Below are 17,932 nucleotides of genomic sequence, written 5' to 3'. Positions count from 1 at the left end.
AGTGAGTGCGGGCGCCTGCCTTGGGTGGCAGGCGCCTGTGGTACGGCCGACGACTAGTCCCACCCAAGAAATTCACGCAACAAAGCAATAAAGGTAGAACTGCCATGAACACATTGCTCCAGTGCCAACCGGCGCCAACCATGCGGCGCCTGCTTCTCGCAGCCGCGGTCGCGATCGTTCCGATGCTGGCAGCGGCGCAGCCTGCGCCGGCAGCACAGGGCAGCTCCCCGGCGGACGTGTTCCGCCGCATGAGCGCCGACAACTGGATCCCGCGCACGGTGACGTTCGCCGATCTCGGGTTCACCGGGCCTGTGGTGCTGGGCTACCCGGACACGCTCAGGGAAATCTACCTGCCGGTGCCCACCAACGTGCCGCTGGCCAACGCCGCACTGCAGATGGACGCCAACTACGTGCGCGCCGACGGCGGCCGCACCACCATGATCCTGTCGGTGGACGGCTACCCGGTGTCGGCGCGGCCGTTCACCGCCGAGCGCGGCGACGCCAGCCTGGCGCTGCCGATCGACGGCAACCCGCGCCCCAGCGGCTTCGTGCGCTTCAACATCGACTGGCGCACCGCGGTGGGCCGCGAGAACACCTGTGCCGATGCGCGCACGCCGGGCAACCTGCTGCGCGTCGAGCCGACCACCAAATTCACCTACCGCTATGACGGATCGGCCGTGCGCGACCTGAGCACCGCATGGTCCTCGCTGCCGTCCAACCCGGTCATCCTGGTTGCCTCCAACAAGCTGCCGACCGATGCCTACGACACGGCCTGGCGGGTCGGCGTCGCGCTCGAGCGGGCCGGCAAGCATCCCATCGTCCGGGCCCTGCCGGCCGTCGGCGACACCGTCGACATGCGCGGCATCACCATTCCGCCGGCGCTGCGCAGCGTGCCGGCCTTCGCCGGAATCACCGAGAACGGCATGCACAAGATCAAGGACGCCGCCGAGATCGGCGCCCTGATGTCGCTCGGCGCCGCCGGCCCGTTCCAGGCCGACATCGTGATCGCCGACCCCAGCTTCGCCGGCGCCATGGGCGCCAGCTTCGACGCCATGAAGGGCCAGCTGCCGGCCGATGCCAGCGCTCCCTACACCGAGTTCCGCACCAAGTCGCTGGACCCGTGGGCCACGCCCCTGGCCTCCAAGGAAGTGCGCCTGAGCAACGTGTTCGGCCGCCCGACCATCGTGATCGCCCCTGATGCCGGCGCCAAGGCCGCCGGCCTGTTCGGCCAGCTCTGGACGCAGCTTGCCGCCTCCTCGTCGGTCGTGATCAACGCCGCCGACGAGCCGCGCTCCGACCTGACCGCCGTCTCGCTCAAGTACCTCGGCGCCAAGCCGGGCAGCTTCGACGTGCTGGCCCATGCCGACTGGAACGCCACCTTCGACATCGGCGCCGTGGCCGCCGACGGCCGCGGTCCGGGCACGCTGGTGATCGACGTCGCCGCCGCCCCCAGCGCCGCGCGCACGCCGCCGATCGTCTCGGTCTTCATGAATGAAGTGCTGCTGGGCGCCAAGGAAATGGAAGCCACCGGCCGCCGCGAACGCATCGTCGCGCCGATCCCGCGCTATGCGCTGGCCGCCCGCAACGTCATCCGCGTCTCCTTCACCCGCCAGCTGGCGAGCGACCGCTGCCGCGAGACGCCCGAGCCCTATCCGGTGTCCGTGCTGGCCAGCAGCCACATGCTGCTGGAGAAGATCGAGGCGGGCAGCGACTTCGCCGGCCTGATGTCGCGTTTCGCCAGCGGCGGCACGCTGCTGGTCCCGGCCAGCTACCTGAACAACGCGCAGGCCACGCTGCCGCGGGTGATCCGCCTGGCCGCCACCACCGGCGTGTCGCCGGTGAACGCCAAGTTCAGCGCGGTTGCCGACAACACGCAGCCCAAGATCGACGGCCCGTTCCTGGCCATCGACGTGCCGGTTGCCGACGCCAAGAAGAGCGACGTCAAGGTCGACGGCGGCCGCATCTACCTGCCGGGCAGCGGCGACAAGCCGCTGATCGACGTCACCGGCCTGAACCGCGTCGGCCTGCTGGAGATCACCAAGTCCGGCAGCGACACCGGTGCGGTCTACCGCACGGTGGGAACCGAGGCGCCGGCGATGGACAAGCCGATGCAGCTGTCGGACGGCAACGTCGCGGTGATCGGGCCGACCGGCCTGCGCACCGAAGTCAATACCGTGGATCCGACCGGCCAGGGCCGGCTGCGCGAAGCCAGGCCGTCGTTCTTCGAGCGCACCTACTGGTGGCTGCTGCCGATCCTGGTGGTCGCGTTCTTCATCGCACTGCTGGTCTACGCAAGCCGGGTCCGCCGCCGCAAGAGCGCGAATGCGCAACTGTGATCAAGGCCGCGGATAAGGATGTGCCATGACCTGGGACTTGCTCATCGCCGACTATTACGCCGGCCTGGAGATCCTTGCGGCCATCGTCGCCATCGTCATCTTCATCTCGTCGCTCGATGACCTGTTCATCGACGTCTGGTACTGGGGGCGCCGCATCTACCGGCACTTCACGCTCCAGCGGCGAAATTATTCGAAGCTGACGGCGGAGCAGCTGCTCGAGCGCGGCGAGCAGCCGCTGGCGATCATGGTGCCGGCCTGGCAGGAGCACGACGTGATCGCCGCCATGGTGCAGAACATGGTGGAGGTGCTGAACTATTCGAACTACGTCGTGTTCGTCGGCACCTACGTCAACGACCCGGCCACCATCGAGGAAGTGGAGCGCATGAAGAAGCGCTACCGCCAGGTCGTGCGGGTGGAGGTGCCCCATCCGGGGCCCACCTCCAAGGCCGACTGCCTGAACTTCGTGGTGGCTGAGATCTTCAACCACGAGCGCGAAACCGGCATCGAGTTTGCCGGCGTCGTGCTGCACGACAGCGAGGACGTGCTCCATCCGATGGAGCTGAAGTTCTTCAACTACCTGCTGCCGCGCAAGGACATGATCCAGCTGCCCGTCGCGTCGCTGGAGCGCGAGTGGTACGAGCTGGTCGCCGGCACCTACATGGACGAATTCGCCGAGAGCCACGCCAAGGAGATGGTGGTGCGCGAGAGCGTCTCCGGCATGGTGCCTTCGGCCGGCGTCGGCACCTGCTTCTCGCGCAAGGCGCTGGCCAGCCTGATCGGCTCCACCCACAACAAGCCGTTCAACATCAACAGCCTGACCGAGGACTACGACGTCGGCATGCGGCTGGCCGGCCTGGGGATGGAATCGATCTTCGGCGTGTTCCCGGTCACCTTCCGGGTGCGGCGCACCGCCTGGGGCTCCAAGGGCAAGGCGCGCGAACTGCTGGTCAACATGCCGCTGTGCGTGCGCGAATACTTCCCGGACAACTTCCGCCTGGCCTACCGGCAGAAGTCGCGCTGGGTGCTGGGCATCGGCCTGCAAAGCTGGGAGCAGATCAAGTTCCAGGGCTCGCTGGCCGCCAAGTACCTGCTGCTGCACGACCGCAAGGGCGTGGTCACCTCCTTCATCAGCATCCTGGCCTACATCCTGGTGGTGCAGTTCATCATCTTCCACGTGGGCCTGTCCACCGGCTGGTGGGACTCGTACTACCCCTCGATGTTCGGCGAGTACTCGATCTGGCGCACGCTGATCTACGTGAACGCCTTCTTCCTGGCGATCCGCGCCGCGCACCGGGTGTACTTCACCACCGTGCTGTACGGATGGGAGCACGGGCTGATGGCGCTGCCGCGGATGGTGATCGGCAACTTCGTCAACTGCATGGCAGTGGCGCGGGCCTGGCGCCTGTACCTGTCCTACCTGTTTCGCGGCAAGAAGCTGGTCTGGGACAAGACCATGCACGAATTCCCCACCGGCGCCCAGCTGGCGCGCAAGCGCCAGCGCCTGGGCGAGCTGCTGCAATCGTGGCAGGCGGTGGACGAAGGCAGGCTGGCGCAGGCGCTGGAGCAGCAGGCCAGCACCCAGACGCCGCTGGGCCGCGTGCTGGTGTCCAACGGCTGGCTGGACGAGGAGACGCTGGCCGAGGCCATCGCCTACCAGGCCGACCTGCCGCGCGTGAACCTCACAGCCGACCTGGTGCGTGGCCACGCCGGCATGCTGCCGGTGGACCTGGCGATCCGCCACCGCGTCATTCCGCTGGGCCTGAACAAGGCGGGCGGCCCGGTGGTTGCCGTTGCCAGTCCGCTGTCGCCGGAGGCGGTGGACCAGCTCACGAGCGTGCTGAAGGTGGCGCCGCTGCAGCGGATCGCGCGCGAAGGCGAGATCGCCGTGGCCCTGCGCATGCTGCGCGAGGGCAGCGGTACGGCGCCCAAGGCGGTGCCGACCGGTCCGCTGCTGGGCGACATGCTGATCGAACGCGGCCTGCTGCGAAAAGACGTGTTCGACAGCGCAATGCGGGATTACCGGCCGGACCAGCACGGGCGGATCGGGGACTACCTGGTGGACCGCCGCGTGATCCCGCGCGATGTGGTGGAACAGGTGGTCCAGGACCAGCGCAAGTTCTTTGCCGAGGCACAGTCATGAACGACAACATGAAGAACAACAAGGTGACGCCTTCCCTGCTGCTGGCCGCAGTGCTGGCGCTCGGCGCCGGCGGGGCGCTGGCCCAGGCCAAGGAGCCGCTGCCGCTGAGCGGCCCGGCCTTCGAGAACGCCGACCAGGCCTACAAGGCCTACCAGCAGGGCGACTATGACCGCGCCATCGCGCTGTCGCGCGAAGCCATCCGGCTGCGGCCGGACGTGCCGCGCCTGCGCAAGCTGCTGGCGGATGCGCAGCGCGCCAAGCGCGGCGGGCGCGCGCCGGCGGCGCGGGTTGCGCGGCAGCAAGGGCCGACCAAGGTGCTGCGCCCGGTGGCGCCGGCCGGCAAGCCGCACGACCCCGCCTTTCTTGCCGCCGACGCGGCGTACAAGGCCTACGACCGCAAGGACTACGGCGCCGCCGTCACGCAGGCGCAGGAGGCGACGCGGCTGGCTCCGACCAACCGCGCCTACTGGCTGCTGTTGGTGAATTCGCTGATCGCGGCCGACCGGCTGCAGGAAGCCGACCAGGCGCTCAACCAGGGCCTGCAGGCGGCCGGCGACGACGCCTCGCTGCGCACGCAGCGCGAATCGATCCGCCGCGCGATGGCGCAGGCGGCCGGCACCGCGATGTACCGCGCGCTGGAAGCCGGCAACCTGCCCGCGGCCACCAGTTCGGCACGGGCGGCGGTGCAGCTGGCGCCGGAAAACCCGGCGTACCGGCTGATCCTGATCGAGGTGCTGCTGCGCAGCGAACAGTTCGCCGAGGCCGAGCGGCTGGCGAGCGAGTCGGTGGCGCTGCTGCCGGACAGCGTGGTGCCGCTGGCGATGCGCGGCTACGCGCGCCAGCGCCAGGGCCGCTGGCCGGAAGCGAAGGCGGACTTCGACCGCGCGCTGCAGCAACGCGGGCTCAGCGCCGCGCAGCAGCGCAACCTGCGGCTGGTCGCCGCCGATTCGGCGCTGGCAGCGCGCGAACCGCAGCGCGCGATCGAACTGCTGCAGGGACTGCCTGACAGCGATGCGGCCGTCGCCCAGCGGCGCGCGGCCGCGGCCCGGCTGACGGTGCGCGTGTCGGCGCAGGTTCCGCCGTTGACCAGCAGCAGCTTCCCGCCGCCGGGGCTGGACTGCGGCGCCGCCGAGTCGGCCCTGACCTGCGCCCTGTTGCCGGGCCAGGCCGGACGCGATCCGGCCTTCGAGGTGGCATCCCAGGCCTATCGCGCGCTGGAAGCGAAGGACTATCCGCTGGCTGCCGACAAGGCGGCGCAGGCGGTCGCGATCTCGCCGGGCAACCGCGATTACCAGCTGCTGCTGCTCGATGCGCAGCTGGGCGCCGGCCGGCTGGCCGATGCGCAGCAGGCCGCCACCGCGGCCCTGGCGCTCGAACCGGGCGACGCGGCGCTGCTGGCGCAACGCGGTTCGATCCGCAAGCGCCTGGGCGACGAGGCCGGCGCAGCCGAGGACTTCAACGCGGCGCTGGCCACCGGCCGGCTCGCGCCGGCGGCCGAAGTCGGCGCCCTGGCCGACCTGGGACGCAAGAGCGAGGCGCGCAACCGCTTCGCGCAGTACCAGGCCGACGGGCAGTTGCGCGGCACCAGCGACCTGGACCTGGCCTACCTGGCCGCGCGGGTGGGCGACGACGAATCGGCGCGTGCGCTGTTCGCCAGCGCCGACGCCGCCGGCAAGCTGCCGGACAGCGCACTGCAGGACTCGGCCTATTCGTCGCTGCGCGCCGGCAAGGACGGCGAGGCCGTCAACTACTTCAAGCGCACCATCGACGCCGCCGATTCGCTCAAGCTGAAGCTGGAGCCGCAGATGCTGTTCGACACCCGGCGCGCCGTGGCCGACATCACGCGCGAGGGCGGCATCATCGCCTCGCTCATGTACCGCGGCGGCGGCACGGTGGTCTCGGGTTTCGGCGCCACCCGCAACGAGGTCGGCAACCGCTCGGCGCAGGTCGGCGTGGAGGCGTACTGGCGGCCCTTCGGCTACCAGAACGGCCGCTACGTGGAACTGTTCGCCCGCGGCTTCGAGACGCTGTACAGCCAGGCCGGTGGCGCGACCGGCGGCGACAGCCTGCAGACGGCGCTGGGCGTGCGCTGGAAGCCCCTGAGCACGCAGAACCTGGTGCTGTCCCTGAGCCGGGTGTTCTCCAAGGGCGCCGACGACGACTGGCTGGCGCAGGCCGGCTATTCGCTGGACCTAGGCACCGACCTGCGGGTGGACGTCGACAACTGGTGGACCACCCGGGTGGCTGCCGAGGCCGGCCACTACTTCCAGGCCAAGCAGGACTACGGCCTGGCCAGCGTGATGGTCGGCAAGAGCTACCGGCTCTCGGGCGACGGCAAGACGGTGGCCTATCCGCACGCCGTGGTCGCGGCCGAATACAACTCGCTGTTGCCCAGCGACAAGCTCTCGGTGGCCGCCGGGCCGGGCGTCAGCCTGCGCCGCTGGTTCCGCGAGGACAAGTACGCCGCGCCGCGCTCGTACATCGATTTCTCGCTGGACTACCGCTTCCGGCTTGCCGGCGACGAGCGTGCCAAGGGCCTGTTCTTCACCTCGCTGGTGTCGTACTGACGCTGGAGCTGAACGCATGATCCGACCCAGGGTCCTGGCGGCCACGCTGCTGCTTGCCATGCTGGCGGCCTGCACCTCGGTGCAGGTGCCGCCGATCGAGGGCACGGTCTGGCAGGTCTACAACGAGAACAACGCGCCCAAGGGCGACTGGGAGCGGCTGGGCGCGCACCGCCTGCTGATCCAGTGGACCGTGGTGGACGGCATCGCCTTTCGCGACGGCACCGGCCTGCCCACCGGCAATGCCCCGGACTGGAAGCGCATCGCCGGCGAGCCCTGGGCGCGCGAGGTGATCCTGGGCCTGGCCGGGCGCTTCGACGAGAAGAGCGCGCGCGCCGACATCGCCAGCCTGGCCGAGACCTCGGCCGCGCTGGCGCGGCTGCCGACGCCGCTGAACGTGGTGGGCTACTACTTCCCGGTGGAGATCGACCCGACCTGGAGCGAGGCGCCGCAGCTCACCGCATTGCTCAACAAACTGCCAAGGCCGCTGTGGATCAGCGTCTACGACAGCGCCAACGTCGGTCCGCAGGAGCTGGCCGACGGCCTGCTCAAATGGCTGCCCCCGGACGTCGGCGTGTTCTTCCAGGACGGTGTCGGCGTCCACGCGCGCGAGGCCTGGGTGGCGCGCCACTATGTGACGATCCTGGAGCGCAGCCTGGGCAAGGGCCGGGTGCGGGTGATCGCGGAAGCCTTCCGGCCCAAGGTGGGCGGCGGCTTCCGGCCGGCCACCATCGAGGAACTGGCGCCCCAGCTGGCCGCGTACGCCGGCCTGCCGATCTACCTGTTCGAGGCCCCGCTGTACGTGACGCCCGCCCTGGTGGACCAGTTGGTCAAGGCCGGCGCCGGCAAGCAAAGGTAGTTCCAGTCCTACATGAGCTAGACGCCGTCACCGACAGGAATCGGACGCAAGCTTCCTAAAGTCGGATTGCGCCATGAATACAACTCTTACGACTCGTTCCATTTGCGTTTTTGCGCTCTGTGCGACGGCGACATTGGCCAGTGCCTTGTCGCTGGGACCGGTCACCGGGACATCGGTGGTGGGCCGGCCGCTGGAACTGGTGGCGCCGATCCAGTTCGACGAGCAGGCGCAGGGCAACGGCTCGGGCTGCGTGACGGCGCAGGTGCGTTACGGGGACAAGCTGATCGACCGCGCGCAGGTGGACGTCAAGCTCGGCGCCGACGCTGCCCACCAGCTGTCCTACGCGAGGATCTCTTCTCCGGTCCTGGTCGACGAACCGTTCGTGACCGTGGTGCTCAACGCGGGCTGCGGGCGCTCTTATACGCGGCGCTATGTGCTGCTGGCCGAGGCGCCGACGCAGGCGCCGATGCAGCTGGCGGCCGCGCCGGTGCTGCTGCCGGCGGCCAAACCGGCAACCGTCGCCGCGGCCGCGGCCGCCACGGCGCAAGTGCAGGCAGTGCCTGCGGTCGCTGCGCGCTCCCCGCGCGTCGCCTCTGCGCGCTCCGAGCGCGCGGTCCTCTCTGCGCGCTCCGAGCGCGCGGTCCTCTCTGCGCGCTCCGAGCGCGCGGTCCCGACCAAGCGGCTGGCGGCGGCGCCGCGCGAGGCCGTGCCGCGTTCCCGTGGCGCGCTGCAGCTCGCGGTCTGGGACCCGAACAGCGAACGCCTGCCCTGGCTGCGCACCTCCACCGAACTGAAGTCATCGCCGACCACCGACCTGGCGCGGCGGGCGGCAGCGCTGTCGCTGTGGCGGGCGCTCAACGCGCAGCCGCAGGACCTGCTGCGGACGGCGGACCGCCTGCGCGGGCTGGAAGGCGAGGTGAATTCCCTGCGCGGGCTGTCGGCGCGGCATCGCGCCGAGATCGCCTCGGCCCGCGAGTCGCTGCAAAGCGCGCAGGCCCGGCGCCACACCGGCCTGCTGCTGGTCACGCTGGCCGCCCTGGTGGCGGGCAGCGCCGCCGCGGTGTTGTGGCACCGCGCGCGCCGCCGGGAACCGACCGTCGCCGACAGCTGGTACGGCCCGCTGGAACCGGTGGCGGACGCCGCCGTCGTGCAGGCGCCGCCGGCACAGCCTGCCCCCATGGTGGAACCGGGGCTTGCATTCGTTCCGGTCGCCGAGCCCAGGGCCGCACCGAACCCGCCGCCCCCGGAAGCGGCGAAAGAGGCCGCCGCGGTCGATCGCGTCCCCTCGCAGCAGCGCCATGGCGCCGCCGAATCGGCGCCGCTGCCCTTCTTGCTGTCCGATGCCGCGCCGCTGGCCGCCCCGGTGGCGCAGCTGCCCGACCGCCCGGCCCTGAAGGTGGACGCCCTGCAGGGCGCGCAGCAGCAGGCCGAGTTCTTCGCCTCGCTCGGCCAGGTGGACGAGGCGGTGGCGGTGCTCACCTCCTACCTGGAGGAAAGCAGCGAGCGGCCGGTGCTGGTCTATCTAGAACTGTTCCACATCTACCACGGCACCGGGATGCGGGTGGAGTACGAGGAGCTGCAGTCCACGTTCCGCCAGACCTTCGGCATGGACGTGGCGAGCTTCGGCGAATACAAGGACGAGCCGCGCGAGCTGGACATGTTCCTGCTGCCCGTCACCCGCATCGCCTCGGCCTGGCCGTCCGAGCGCAGCCTGGAGATCATCGAGGAGCTGCTGTTCAAGCGACCGCCGACGCCGCGCGACCTGCTGTCGCTGGAGGCCTACCGCGAACTGCTGTGGCTCTATGGGCTGGGGCAGGAAGTGGTCCACAACACCGGCTCGCCGGCCGGCCTGCAGCTGCTGGGCGACCGCGGCATGCCGAACAACCATTTCATCCTGCCCTGGGCCGTCAGCGGCCAGGACGAGCCGACCGAGCTGTCGCTGGACCGGCTCGATGCGATCGACGTGGCGCGCGGGAACACCTCGTTCGGCGTGGACATCGACCTGACGGCGATGCGCGGCGACGGCCCGCAGCCCGCCGACGTGCCGACCCTGCCGCCGCAAGCGCCGGCAACCGAGCCGGCCGTGCCGGCGCTGCCGGATGTCGAAGCCTTCGACGCCGTCATGGAGGCGCAGAGCCGCCGCCACTCGCTGTAGCATGTCCCACGGCAGCTGCAGCGCGGAATGAATCTGCGATGATGAAGCCATGCCATTGACAGCGCCCCTGATCCCGCTCGACGAGCGGCAGCGCCTGCTGGAGTTGCGCGACTTCGGCATCCTGGACACCGAGCCCGACGAGGACTACGACCGGCTGGTGCAGCTGGCCACGGTCCTGTGCGGCACGCCCATGGGCACGCTCACCTTCGTGGACGCCGGCCGCCAGTGGTACAAGTCCCGCGTCGGCGTGACGGTGACGCAGACGCCGCGGGACAAGGCCTTCTGCGCGCACACCATCCTCGATTCGGACCGGCTGCTGGAGGTGCAGGACGTCGCCCTGGTGCCGTGGTTCGACCCGCAGCTTTACGGCCAGGACGGGCCGGCGGTGCGCTTCTACGCCGGCGTCCCGCTCAAGACCCGCGAAGGCAGCTCCATCGGCACGCTGTGCGTGATGGACGAGGTGCCGCGCTCGCTCAGCGAAGGGCAGCGCGACGCCTTGAACAAGCTGGCCAAGGCGGTCTCCACCCAGCTGAACCTGCGGCGCCAGCTGCGGATCGCCACCCAGACCGACCGGCTGACCGGGCTGCCGAACTGGTTCCATTTCGAGGCGCAGTTCGACGCCTCCCGGCCCAGCAAGGGCATCGTGGCCTTCGTGCGGCTCAAGACCGTCAGCCAGATCAATTCGGCGCACGGCTTTCGCGTCGCCGACGCCCTGATCAAGCAGACCGCCGACCGGCTGCGTGCCTTCACCGACGGCGGCGCCTTCATCGGCCGCATCAAGCGCGGCCTGTTCATCCTGTTCTTCCCCGACGCCGACCCCGAGGAGTTTTCCTCGGCCACGGCGCCGGAGCTCACCGCGGTGCTGCAGGCGCCCTACAGCGTCAACAACCTGGGGCTGGTGTGCCCGATCAACCTCGGGTTCGCGGCCTTTCCCCGCGACGGCAATTCGCTGGACGAAGTGGTGAACGCCGCCGACGCGGCGCTGCAGATGGCGATCGAGCGCGACGAGCCGGTGGCCTTCTTCGACAAGTCGGTGGACAACGTCCTGAGCATGCATTACCGGCTGGAGCCGCAGCTGCGCGAGGCGCTGCACGCGGGCCAGTTCGTCAACTACTACCAGCCCAAGATCGACCTGGCCACCGGCCGCATCGCCGGCGTCGAGGCGCTGATCCGCTGGATGCATCCGCAGCGCGGCCTGGTGCCGCCGATGGAATTCGTGCCGGCGCTGGAGGCCACCGGCCTGATCAGCGAGGTCGGCAAGCAGATCATCCGCCGGGCGCTGGCCGACTGGACGGCCTGGAAGGACGCCGGCCTGCCGGCGCCGCGCATCGCGGTCAACGTCGCGGCCGCCCAGCTGCGCAGCGACGCCTTCGTGCAGGATCTGCGCGGCGCGCTCGAGGCCAGCGGCGCGGACGGTTCGGCCCTCGGCGTGGAGGTGACCGAAAGCGTGCTGATCGGCAACATGGAGCGCGCCATCGAGGTGCTGACCGAAGTGCGCAAGCTCGGGGTGCCGGTGGCGATCGACGACTTCGGCACCGGCTATTCGTCGCTGGCCTACATCGTGACGCTGCCGATCGACGAGGTGAAGATCGACCGCGCCTTCGTCAAGAAGATCACCGCCGACCCGGCCTACAAGGGCATCGTCGCCACCTGCATCTCGCTGGCCCACAACCTGAACCTGAAGGTGGTGGCCGAAGGCGTGGAGATCGAGGGCCAGGCCGCGATCCTGCGGCAACTGGGCTGCGACCAGGCACAGGGCTTCCTGTACAGCCCGCCGGTGCCGGCCGAGCAACTGGCCCGGATGCTGCGCAACCTGCCTTTCTGACCCGTCCCTGACTGACCGGGTTCCGGCCGGCTAGTAGACGGCCTTGGCCAGCTCGAACAGGACGGTGGGGCCCAGGTCCTTCTTGATCTGCTCGCGGCCCACCTTGGCCACCTCGAAGCCCTGGAAACCCGAATTGTGGAAGGAGGGCGGCCGGTCGGTGATCTCCACCACCGGGCAGCTGCCGCCCTGGCCCATCACCTCGGTCTTGAAGCTGTTGAAGTCCGTGCCCATGGCGTCGGTGGCCACCACCAGCGCGTTGGGCTTGCCGCCGGCCACCAGGGCCCGCGCCTCGGCCAGCGAGCCGACGCTCTTGACGCCGATGCCGGCGTGCCTGAGCGTGTCCATCGCCGCTGCCCGCAGCTTGTCGTCGGCCGCGATCACCAGCACCCAGGCGTTGAGCAGCGAGGTTTCGCCGCCCGAGTCGTCCTCGAACAGCTCCACGCTCGACAGGCCGTCGGAGCTCAGGAAGGTCTTGGGGAATTCGATCGTGAGGATGGCCGCGCCCTCGGCGCCGGAGCGGTTGACGGTGAGGTTGGCCGAGGCCGCCATCTGGCGCAGCAGCATCCAGTGCAGGCCGTCGTTCAGGCGGCGGCCGCGCTCCTTGGTGCCCCAGGTGCCGGTGTGCTGGCCGGGCGCAGGCTGCGCCGTACGCGGCGGCGTCGCCACCCGCACCAGCAGCCGTGCCGGCGCCGGCCACACCGGCGTCTCCAGCGTCAGCGTGACCTGCTTGCTGAAGCTCAGGCCCCAGTCCACCACGTTGTTGACCAGGCTGACGGCCACCGGCGGGTCCAGCAGCACGTCCACCGGGCTGAGCACGCTCTGCACGTCGGCGTTCAGGGCGACGAATTCGTCGCGCCGGCTTTCCAGCTGGTCGCGGATCAGTTCGGCCAGATCCACCCGGTCGCGCGCCTGGCGGATCCGTCCGCTGGCCAGCCGGGTGATCTGCTGGGCCCGCAGGCTGGTGTCGCGCATCCGGTAGAGGGCATCGCTCAGCGCCTTGGCCTCGGCCCGGCGCATGCGGCCGGCACCGACCAGGAAGTCCAGCGCGCGCAGGATCAGGTTGCTGCTTTCCACCGCCTGCTCCGACAGCGTGGCGACCAGCGTCGGCCAGTGCTGCGCCATCGACCAGGCAGCGGAGGCATCGGTTCCCTGGGGCGCCGGCGTCACGCCGTCGGACCAGCGCCGCTGCAGGTTGCCCTTGCCAGGCTCGGCGTCGGCTCGCGCCGCGATGTTGTCGGTGTCCGTGGTGCTCATTTGTGCCTCGCTCTGGATGATGGTTTTGTCGGGTTGCGGATGGAGGGAAGCGGTCACATGCCGGCTTCCTGCGTGACCTGGGCACACTGGCGCGCGCAGTAATCCACCAGGAAGTCGATCTCGGTGGACTTGTCGAACACGGCGTCCACGCCCAGCTGGGCGCAGCGCTTGCGCACGCTGGCGTTGACGTAGTTGCTGAAGACGATGATCTTCTGGCTGGCGCTATGGCGTCGCACGCGCTGCACCAGCCGGATGCCGCTGCCCCGCTGCAGGAACAGGTCCACGATCACCATGTGCCAGTCCTGCGCGTTCTGCTCGAGCCATTGCAGGCCTTCGTCCTCCGTCGCACTGTTGCCGACCACGCGCACGCACGTCAACTCTTCCAGCGCGCCGATCAGGTTTTCGCGGATGGTGGCGTTGTCTTCGACGACATAGGCTTTCAGCTCTTGCACGGTGGTCCCTGTTGCTGGTGCGCGGCCTGGCCCGTTACTGCGGGTATCAAGGCGTTACTCACTCTAATGTTGGCACTGCAAGTGGATCTCGGACGTGGGCCCTTTCGACTGTAGGACGGTGCCTACTGGTGCCCTGCGGCGGGCGGGTGCGCTTACCATCGACGTTTCGCCGTCCCTCCCCACCCATGGATTCCGCCCAGCTTCAGCACGCCAATGCCTTCCTGAAACTCGTCGAGCGGACTGCCTTCGTCGGCGTCTGGATGATCGACCTCGTCAACGAGAAGCTGGTCTGGTCGGACCAGCTGGCCGCGCTGCACGGCGCCGAGCCCGGCTTCTCGCCGTCCCTGGAAAAAGCCTTCAGCTTCTACGCGCCGGAATGGCGCGAGAAGGTGGAGGCGCTGGTGCAGGCCTGCGCCACCGAGGGCGTGGCCTTCGACGAGGAGATGCAGATCGTCACGCTGCAGGGGCGCCGCGCGTGGGTGCGCACGCTGGGGCATCCGGTGCGCGACGACAGCGGGCGGATCGTGCGGGTGGAAGGCGCGCTGCAGGAGATCGCGCCGCACGGCTATCCGCGCGGAACGCTGCTGCGCCACACCGTGAGCATGGGCGGCGCGATGGGCAGCGGCGAGGCCTTCGTCACCGTCGACCGCGAGGGCCAGTTCAACTACATCAACGAGGAAGCCGAGCGCCTGCTGGGGCGCAGCGCCGACGAACTGCTCGGCAAGAAATTCTGGAGCTCGTTCCAGAAGACCGTGCGCTTCCGACTCGAGGAGCGCTTCCACGCCGCGGTGGCGCGCAACGAGGGCATCGAATTCGAGGAGCTCGATGCAAGGGTGAGCACCTGGCTGGAGGTCCGCGGCTTCCCCTTCGGCGGCGGCTTCGCGGCGCATTTCCGCGACGTCACTGCCCGCCACAAGTCGGAAGAACAGCTGCGGCTGCTGGAAAGCAGCATCGCCAGGCTCAACGACATCGTCATCATCACCGAGGCCGGCCCGTTCAGCGCGCCGGGGCCGCGCATCGTGTTCGTCAACGAGGCGTTCGAGCGGCGCACCGGCTACACGCGCGACGAAGTGCTGGGCCGCACGCCGCGCCTGCTGCAGGGGCCGGACACCCAGCGCAGCGAGCTCGATCACATCCGCGCGGCCCTGGAGCAGTGGGAGCCGGTGCGGGTGGACCTGATCAACTACAAGAAGAGCGGCGAGCCGTTCTGGGTGGACCTGGACGTGTCGCCGGTGTGGGACAGCTCGCGCAAGCTCACGCACTGGGTGGCGGTGGGGCGCGACATCAGCGAGCGCAAGAGCGCCGAGGAAAAGATCCAGTACCTGGCGTTCTACGACCCGCTCACCAAGCTGCCCAACCGCCAGCTGCTGCTGGACCGGCTGCACGTCGCGCTGTCGGACCAGGAGCGGCCGCGCGAAGGCGCGCTGATGTTCATCGACCTGGACAACTTCAAGATCCTCAACGACACGCTGGGCCACCAGAAGGGCGACATGCTGCTGCAGCAGGTGGCCGAGCGGCTGCGCTCCTGCGTGGCCAAGGGCGACACGGTGGCGCGGCTGGGCGGCGACGAGTTCGTGATCCTGATCGAGAACTCCAGCGCCAAGCCGCTGGAGCCGGCGGCGGCCGCGCGCATCGTCAGCGACCGCATCCTGAGCACGCTGGGCGAGCCCTACGTGCTGCCCGGCTACCTGCACCACAGCACCTGCAGCATCGGCGTCACGCTGTTCGGCAAGGCGCCGTGCAGCGTCAGCGAGCTGCTCAAGCAGGCCGACCTGGCGATGTACCAGGCCAAGAGCGCGGGCCGCAACGCGGTCTGCTTCTTCGATCCCGAGATGCAGGCGCTGGTCACGGCCAACGCGGCGCTGGCGGCCGACCTGCGCCAGGCCTGGCGCGAGAACCAGTTCCTGATCGACTACCAGCCGCAGGTGGGGCCGGACGGCCGCATGACCGGCGTGGAGGCGCTGCTGCGCTGGGACCACCCCGAGCGCGGCCGGGTCGGTCCGGACCACTTCATTCCCACCGCCGAAGAGACCTCGCTGATCATCCCGATCGGCCGCTGGGTGCTGGAGTCGGCCTGCGCGCAGCTGGCGCAATGGGCCAAGCGGCCGGAGCGGCGCCATCTGAGCATCGCGGTGAACGTGAGCGTGCGGCAGTTCCGCCACCCCGATTTCGTCGACGAGGTGATGCATGCCATCGCGCATGCCGGCATCGAGCCGCAAAAGCTCAAGCTCGAACTGACCGAGAGCCTGCTGGCCGACGGCATCGAGGTGACGGTCGCCAAGATGGGGAGCCTCAAGGAAATGGGCGTGACGCTGTCGCTGGACGACTTCGGCATGGGCTACTCCTCGCTGTCCTACCTCAAGCGGCTGCCGCTGGACCAGCTCAAGATCGACCGCGAGTTCGTCAAGGAAGTGCTGACCGACGCCAACGACGCGGCCATTGCCAGGACCATCATCGGGCTGGCGCAGAGCCTGGGCCTGGGCGTGATCGCCGAAGGGGTGGAGACCGAGGAGCAGCGCGCCTTCCTGGCTGCGCAAGGCTGCCCGGCCTACCAGGGCTACCTGTTCTGCAAGCCGCTGCCGATCGCCGAACTGGAGAAGTTCATGGCGGCGATGGAGCGCTGAAGCTGAATGCCGGCATGACCGGCATGACCGGCATTGCCGGGCCGGACCGCCGTCGCTAGACCGGAACGATCTGCAGCGGCGTGGTGGCGACCGAGCGCGGGATGCGCATCACGATCTGGTCCGCGGTGCGGAACAGCTCCACCGATTCGGCGACCGCCAGCGCCTGCACGTCCGACCAGTCGAGCTCGCGGTAGCTGACGGCGAACGGCATTGCATCCGCATCGCTGGCACGCGCTTCGCAGCGCACCGTCAGCACCACGAAACCGGCCGCGACCTCCGCCGTCACGGTCACGTCCGCCGGCGCCGCTGCCGCATCCGTCAGCGTGATCAGCGAAGCGCTGAGCAGGTTGCGCAGCGCTTCCCGCGACACCTCGAAATCGACGTCAGGCACCTCGGTGGTGATGCTGAAGCCGCGGAAATTGAAATTGCCGGCCAGCAGCGCGACGCATTCGTCCACGCCCTCGCGCAGCCGGATGCCTTCGTCCTCGCTGGGTTCGATCCATGCCGCCACGTCCAGGCAGGTCATCACCGCCTCGCGGGCCAGCCGGTTGATCTTGGTGACGCTCTTCTGGAACTCGTTGGGGTTCGACAGGCCGCGCTCGAGCCGCGCGGTGAGCACCTCGGCCATCATCGCCACCGCCTGCAGGTTGACCACCATGTCGTGCTTGAGCGCGGGCGCCAGCCGGCGCAGCACGCTGTAGCGCGCCGCTTCCGCCCCCGACCGCGGGCGCTTGCTGGCGGCGGCCGTGTTGTTCGCCATCTGCGCGGCTACCGGCATTGCGGGCCTGCCTGGGGATATGTTTTTGCCATTGTCAAAATGTATCCAGCGTGCGGCGCAGCGCCGTCAGGTACCGGCCGAGCTATCTGTAGGACGGGGACTGCAGGTCCGCCAGTCAGGAATGCTGCCAAAGCGCCAGGCGTCCCCGCCGGCGCGGATTGCCAGCGGAAGAGGCGTGGTCGACGGTCGCGCTGCCGGGCTGGCGGCGCGGATCTTCCGGTCGGCACCGCGCCTGAGCCATAGGACGCTGCTGAAGCGGCTGTAGGAGAAGCCCGCGATCGCCCGAGCGGGCGCGCGCTCGCTATGCTGCGTCCATGAACAAGGCCTTCACGAAGGAAAGCGACAGCGACGAGGACGACGAGCTCGCCCTGCCGGAAGTGCCCGCCGGCGGCAAGAACTACATCACGCCGGCCGGCTACGCGCGGCTGCGCGGGGAACTGCTGCAGCTGATGGACGACGAGCGGCCCAAGGTGGTGGAGGCCGTGCACTGGGCGGCGCGCAACGGCGACCGCTCCGAGAACGGCGACTACATCTACGGCAAGAAGCGGCTGCGCGAGATCGACCGCCGCATCCGCTTCCTGACCAAGCGGCTGGAGATCGCGGAGATCTCCGATCCGTCGCTGCACCACGGCAGCGACCAGGTCTTCTTCGGCGCTACGGTGCGCTACGCGGACCCGGCCGGGCAGGAGCGCACGGTCACGATCCTGGGCATCGACGAGGCCGACAGTGCGCAGGGCCAGGTGAGCTGGATCTCGCCGGTGGCGCGGGCGCTGCTCAAGGCCCGCGAGGGCGACGAGGTGAAGCTGGTGACGCCGCTGGGCGTGCAGGAGATCGAGGTGATCGAGGTCACGTATCCCGCGCCGGACTGACGGCGCCTGTCATCCATCAGGAAGTGGGAGCTTCTTCCCTTGTTCGACTGTATTTGCGCCGGCTGCCTGTGGATGC

At 69.5% G+C, this 17,932-nt stretch carries 11 protein-coding genes; 8 read left to right on the top strand and 3 right to left on the bottom strand.

Annotated features, from left to right (window positions below):
- The first annotated feature begins 140 nt into the window (after positions 1-140).
- The 6 genes from ACFPOE_RS00310 (at position 141) to ACFPOE_RS00285 (ending at position 11,879) form a co-directional block, all read left to right on the top strand.
- Positions 141-2,336: a cellulose synthase gene (locus ACFPOE_RS00310; protein WP_376847997.1), complete on the top strand. Its 2,196-nt coding sequence runs from the start codon at positions 141-143 to the stop codon at positions 2,334-2,336.
- A 25-nt stretch (positions 2,337-2,361) separates the two neighbouring features.
- Entirely contained in the window at positions 2,362-4,476 is a 2,115-nt protein-coding gene (locus ACFPOE_RS00305) for a glycosyl transferase family protein (protein ID WP_376847996.1), read from the top strand.
- Entirely contained in the window at positions 4,473-7,043 is a 2,571-nt protein-coding gene (locus tag ACFPOE_RS00300) for an NfrA family protein (protein ID WP_376847995.1), read from the top strand. Before ACFPOE_RS00305 ends, ACFPOE_RS00300 begins: the two co-directional genes overlap by 4 nt.
- A gap of 16 nt (positions 7,044-7,059) precedes the next feature.
- On the top strand, positions 7,060-7,899 hold the full coding sequence (locus ACFPOE_RS00295; RefSeq protein WP_376847994.1) for an alpha-amylase family protein: 840 nt from the start codon (positions 7,060-7,062) through the stop codon (positions 7,897-7,899).
- 145 nt (positions 7,900-8,044) lie between these two features.
- Positions 8,045-10,054 carry a hypothetical protein gene (locus ACFPOE_RS00290; RefSeq protein ID WP_376847993.1) on the top strand — a complete coding sequence of 670 codons (2,010 nt, stop codon included), beginning with the start codon at positions 8,045-8,047 and terminating at the stop codon, positions 10,052-10,054.
- 49 nt (positions 10,055-10,103) lie between these two features.
- Positions 10,104-11,879 (top strand): putative bifunctional diguanylate cyclase/phosphodiesterase, encoded by a 1,776-nt coding sequence (locus tag ACFPOE_RS00285; protein WP_376847992.1) that lies wholly within the window; start codon positions 10,104-10,106, stop codon positions 11,877-11,879.
- A 30-nt stretch (positions 11,880-11,909) separates the two neighbouring features.
- On the opposite strand, the gene ACFPOE_RS00280 is transcribed toward ACFPOE_RS00285, so the two are convergent.
- Positions 11,910-13,190, bottom strand: a complete 1,281-nt coding sequence (locus ACFPOE_RS00280) for a histidine kinase (protein ID WP_376847991.1) — start codon at positions 13,188-13,190, stop codon at positions 11,910-11,912.
- The gene (locus ACFPOE_RS00275; protein WP_376847990.1) at positions 13,187-13,585 is read right to left on the bottom strand and encodes a response regulator; all 399 of its coding nucleotides are present in this window, start codon (positions 13,583-13,585) and stop codon (positions 13,187-13,189) included. The genes ACFPOE_RS00280 and ACFPOE_RS00275 overlap by 4 nt, the downstream gene beginning before the upstream one ends.
- Positions 13,586-13,770: 185 nt before the next feature.
- Here ACFPOE_RS00275 and ACFPOE_RS00270 point away from each other — a divergent pair, with 185 nt between their 5' ends.
- A complete protein-coding gene (locus ACFPOE_RS00270; RefSeq protein WP_376847989.1) occupies positions 13,771-16,209 on the top strand; it encodes a sensor domain-containing protein in 2,439 nt (812 codons plus the stop codon).
- 55 nt (positions 16,210-16,264) lie between these two features.
- Here the strand turns inward: ACFPOE_RS00270 and ACFPOE_RS00265 are convergent, their stop codons facing one another.
- Positions 16,265-16,969, bottom strand: coding sequence for a hypothetical protein (locus tag ACFPOE_RS00265; RefSeq protein WP_376847988.1), 705 nt, complete (start codon positions 16,967-16,969; stop codon positions 16,265-16,267).
- A 332-nt stretch (positions 16,970-17,301) separates the two neighbouring features.
- Between ACFPOE_RS00265 and greB the strand changes: the two genes are divergently transcribed.
- Entirely contained in the window at positions 17,302-17,856 is a 555-nt protein-coding gene (gene greB / locus ACFPOE_RS00260; protein ID WP_376847987.1) for a transcription elongation factor GreB, read from the top strand.
- The last annotated feature ends 76 nt before the right edge of the window (positions 17,857-17,932 follow it).

The sequence above is a fragment of the Caenimonas terrae genome (assembly GCF_042655405.1).
Lineage (GTDB): Bacteria > Pseudomonadota > Gammaproteobacteria > Burkholderiales > Burkholderiaceae_C > Ramlibacter > Ramlibacter terrae_A.
This window is presented reverse-complemented; position numbering and strand designations above follow the sequence as displayed.

Excerpts from the sequence above, each read along its gene's own strand:
- ACFPOE_RS00310 (WP_376847997.1), top strand. The coding sequence starts at position 141 with ATGCGGCGCCTGCTTCTCGCAGCCGCGGTCGCGATCGTTCCGATGCTG.
- ACFPOE_RS00305 (WP_376847996.1), top strand. The coding sequence starts at position 2,362 with ATGACCTGGGACTTGCTCATCGCCGACTATTACGCCGGCCTGGAGATC.
- ACFPOE_RS00300 (WP_376847995.1), top strand. The coding sequence starts at position 4,473 with ATGAACGACAACATGAAGAACAACAAGGTGACGCCTTCCCTGCTGCTG.
- ACFPOE_RS00295 (WP_376847994.1), top strand. The coding sequence starts at position 7,060 with ATGATCCGACCCAGGGTCCTGGCGGCCACGCTGCTGCTTGCCATGCTG.
- ACFPOE_RS00285 (WP_376847992.1), top strand. The coding sequence starts at position 10,104 with ATGCCATTGACAGCGCCCCTGATCCCGCTCGACGAGCGGCAGCGCCTG.
- ACFPOE_RS00270 (WP_376847989.1), top strand. The coding sequence starts at position 13,771 with ATGGATTCCGCCCAGCTTCAGCACGCCAATGCCTTCCTGAAACTCGTC.
- ACFPOE_RS00265 (WP_376847988.1), bottom strand. The coding sequence starts at position 16,969 with ATGGCGAACAACACGGCCGCCGCCAGCAAGCGCCCGCGGTCGGGGGCG.
- greB (WP_376847987.1), top strand. The coding sequence starts at position 17,302 with ATGAACAAGGCCTTCACGAAGGAAAGCGACAGCGACGAGGACGACGAG.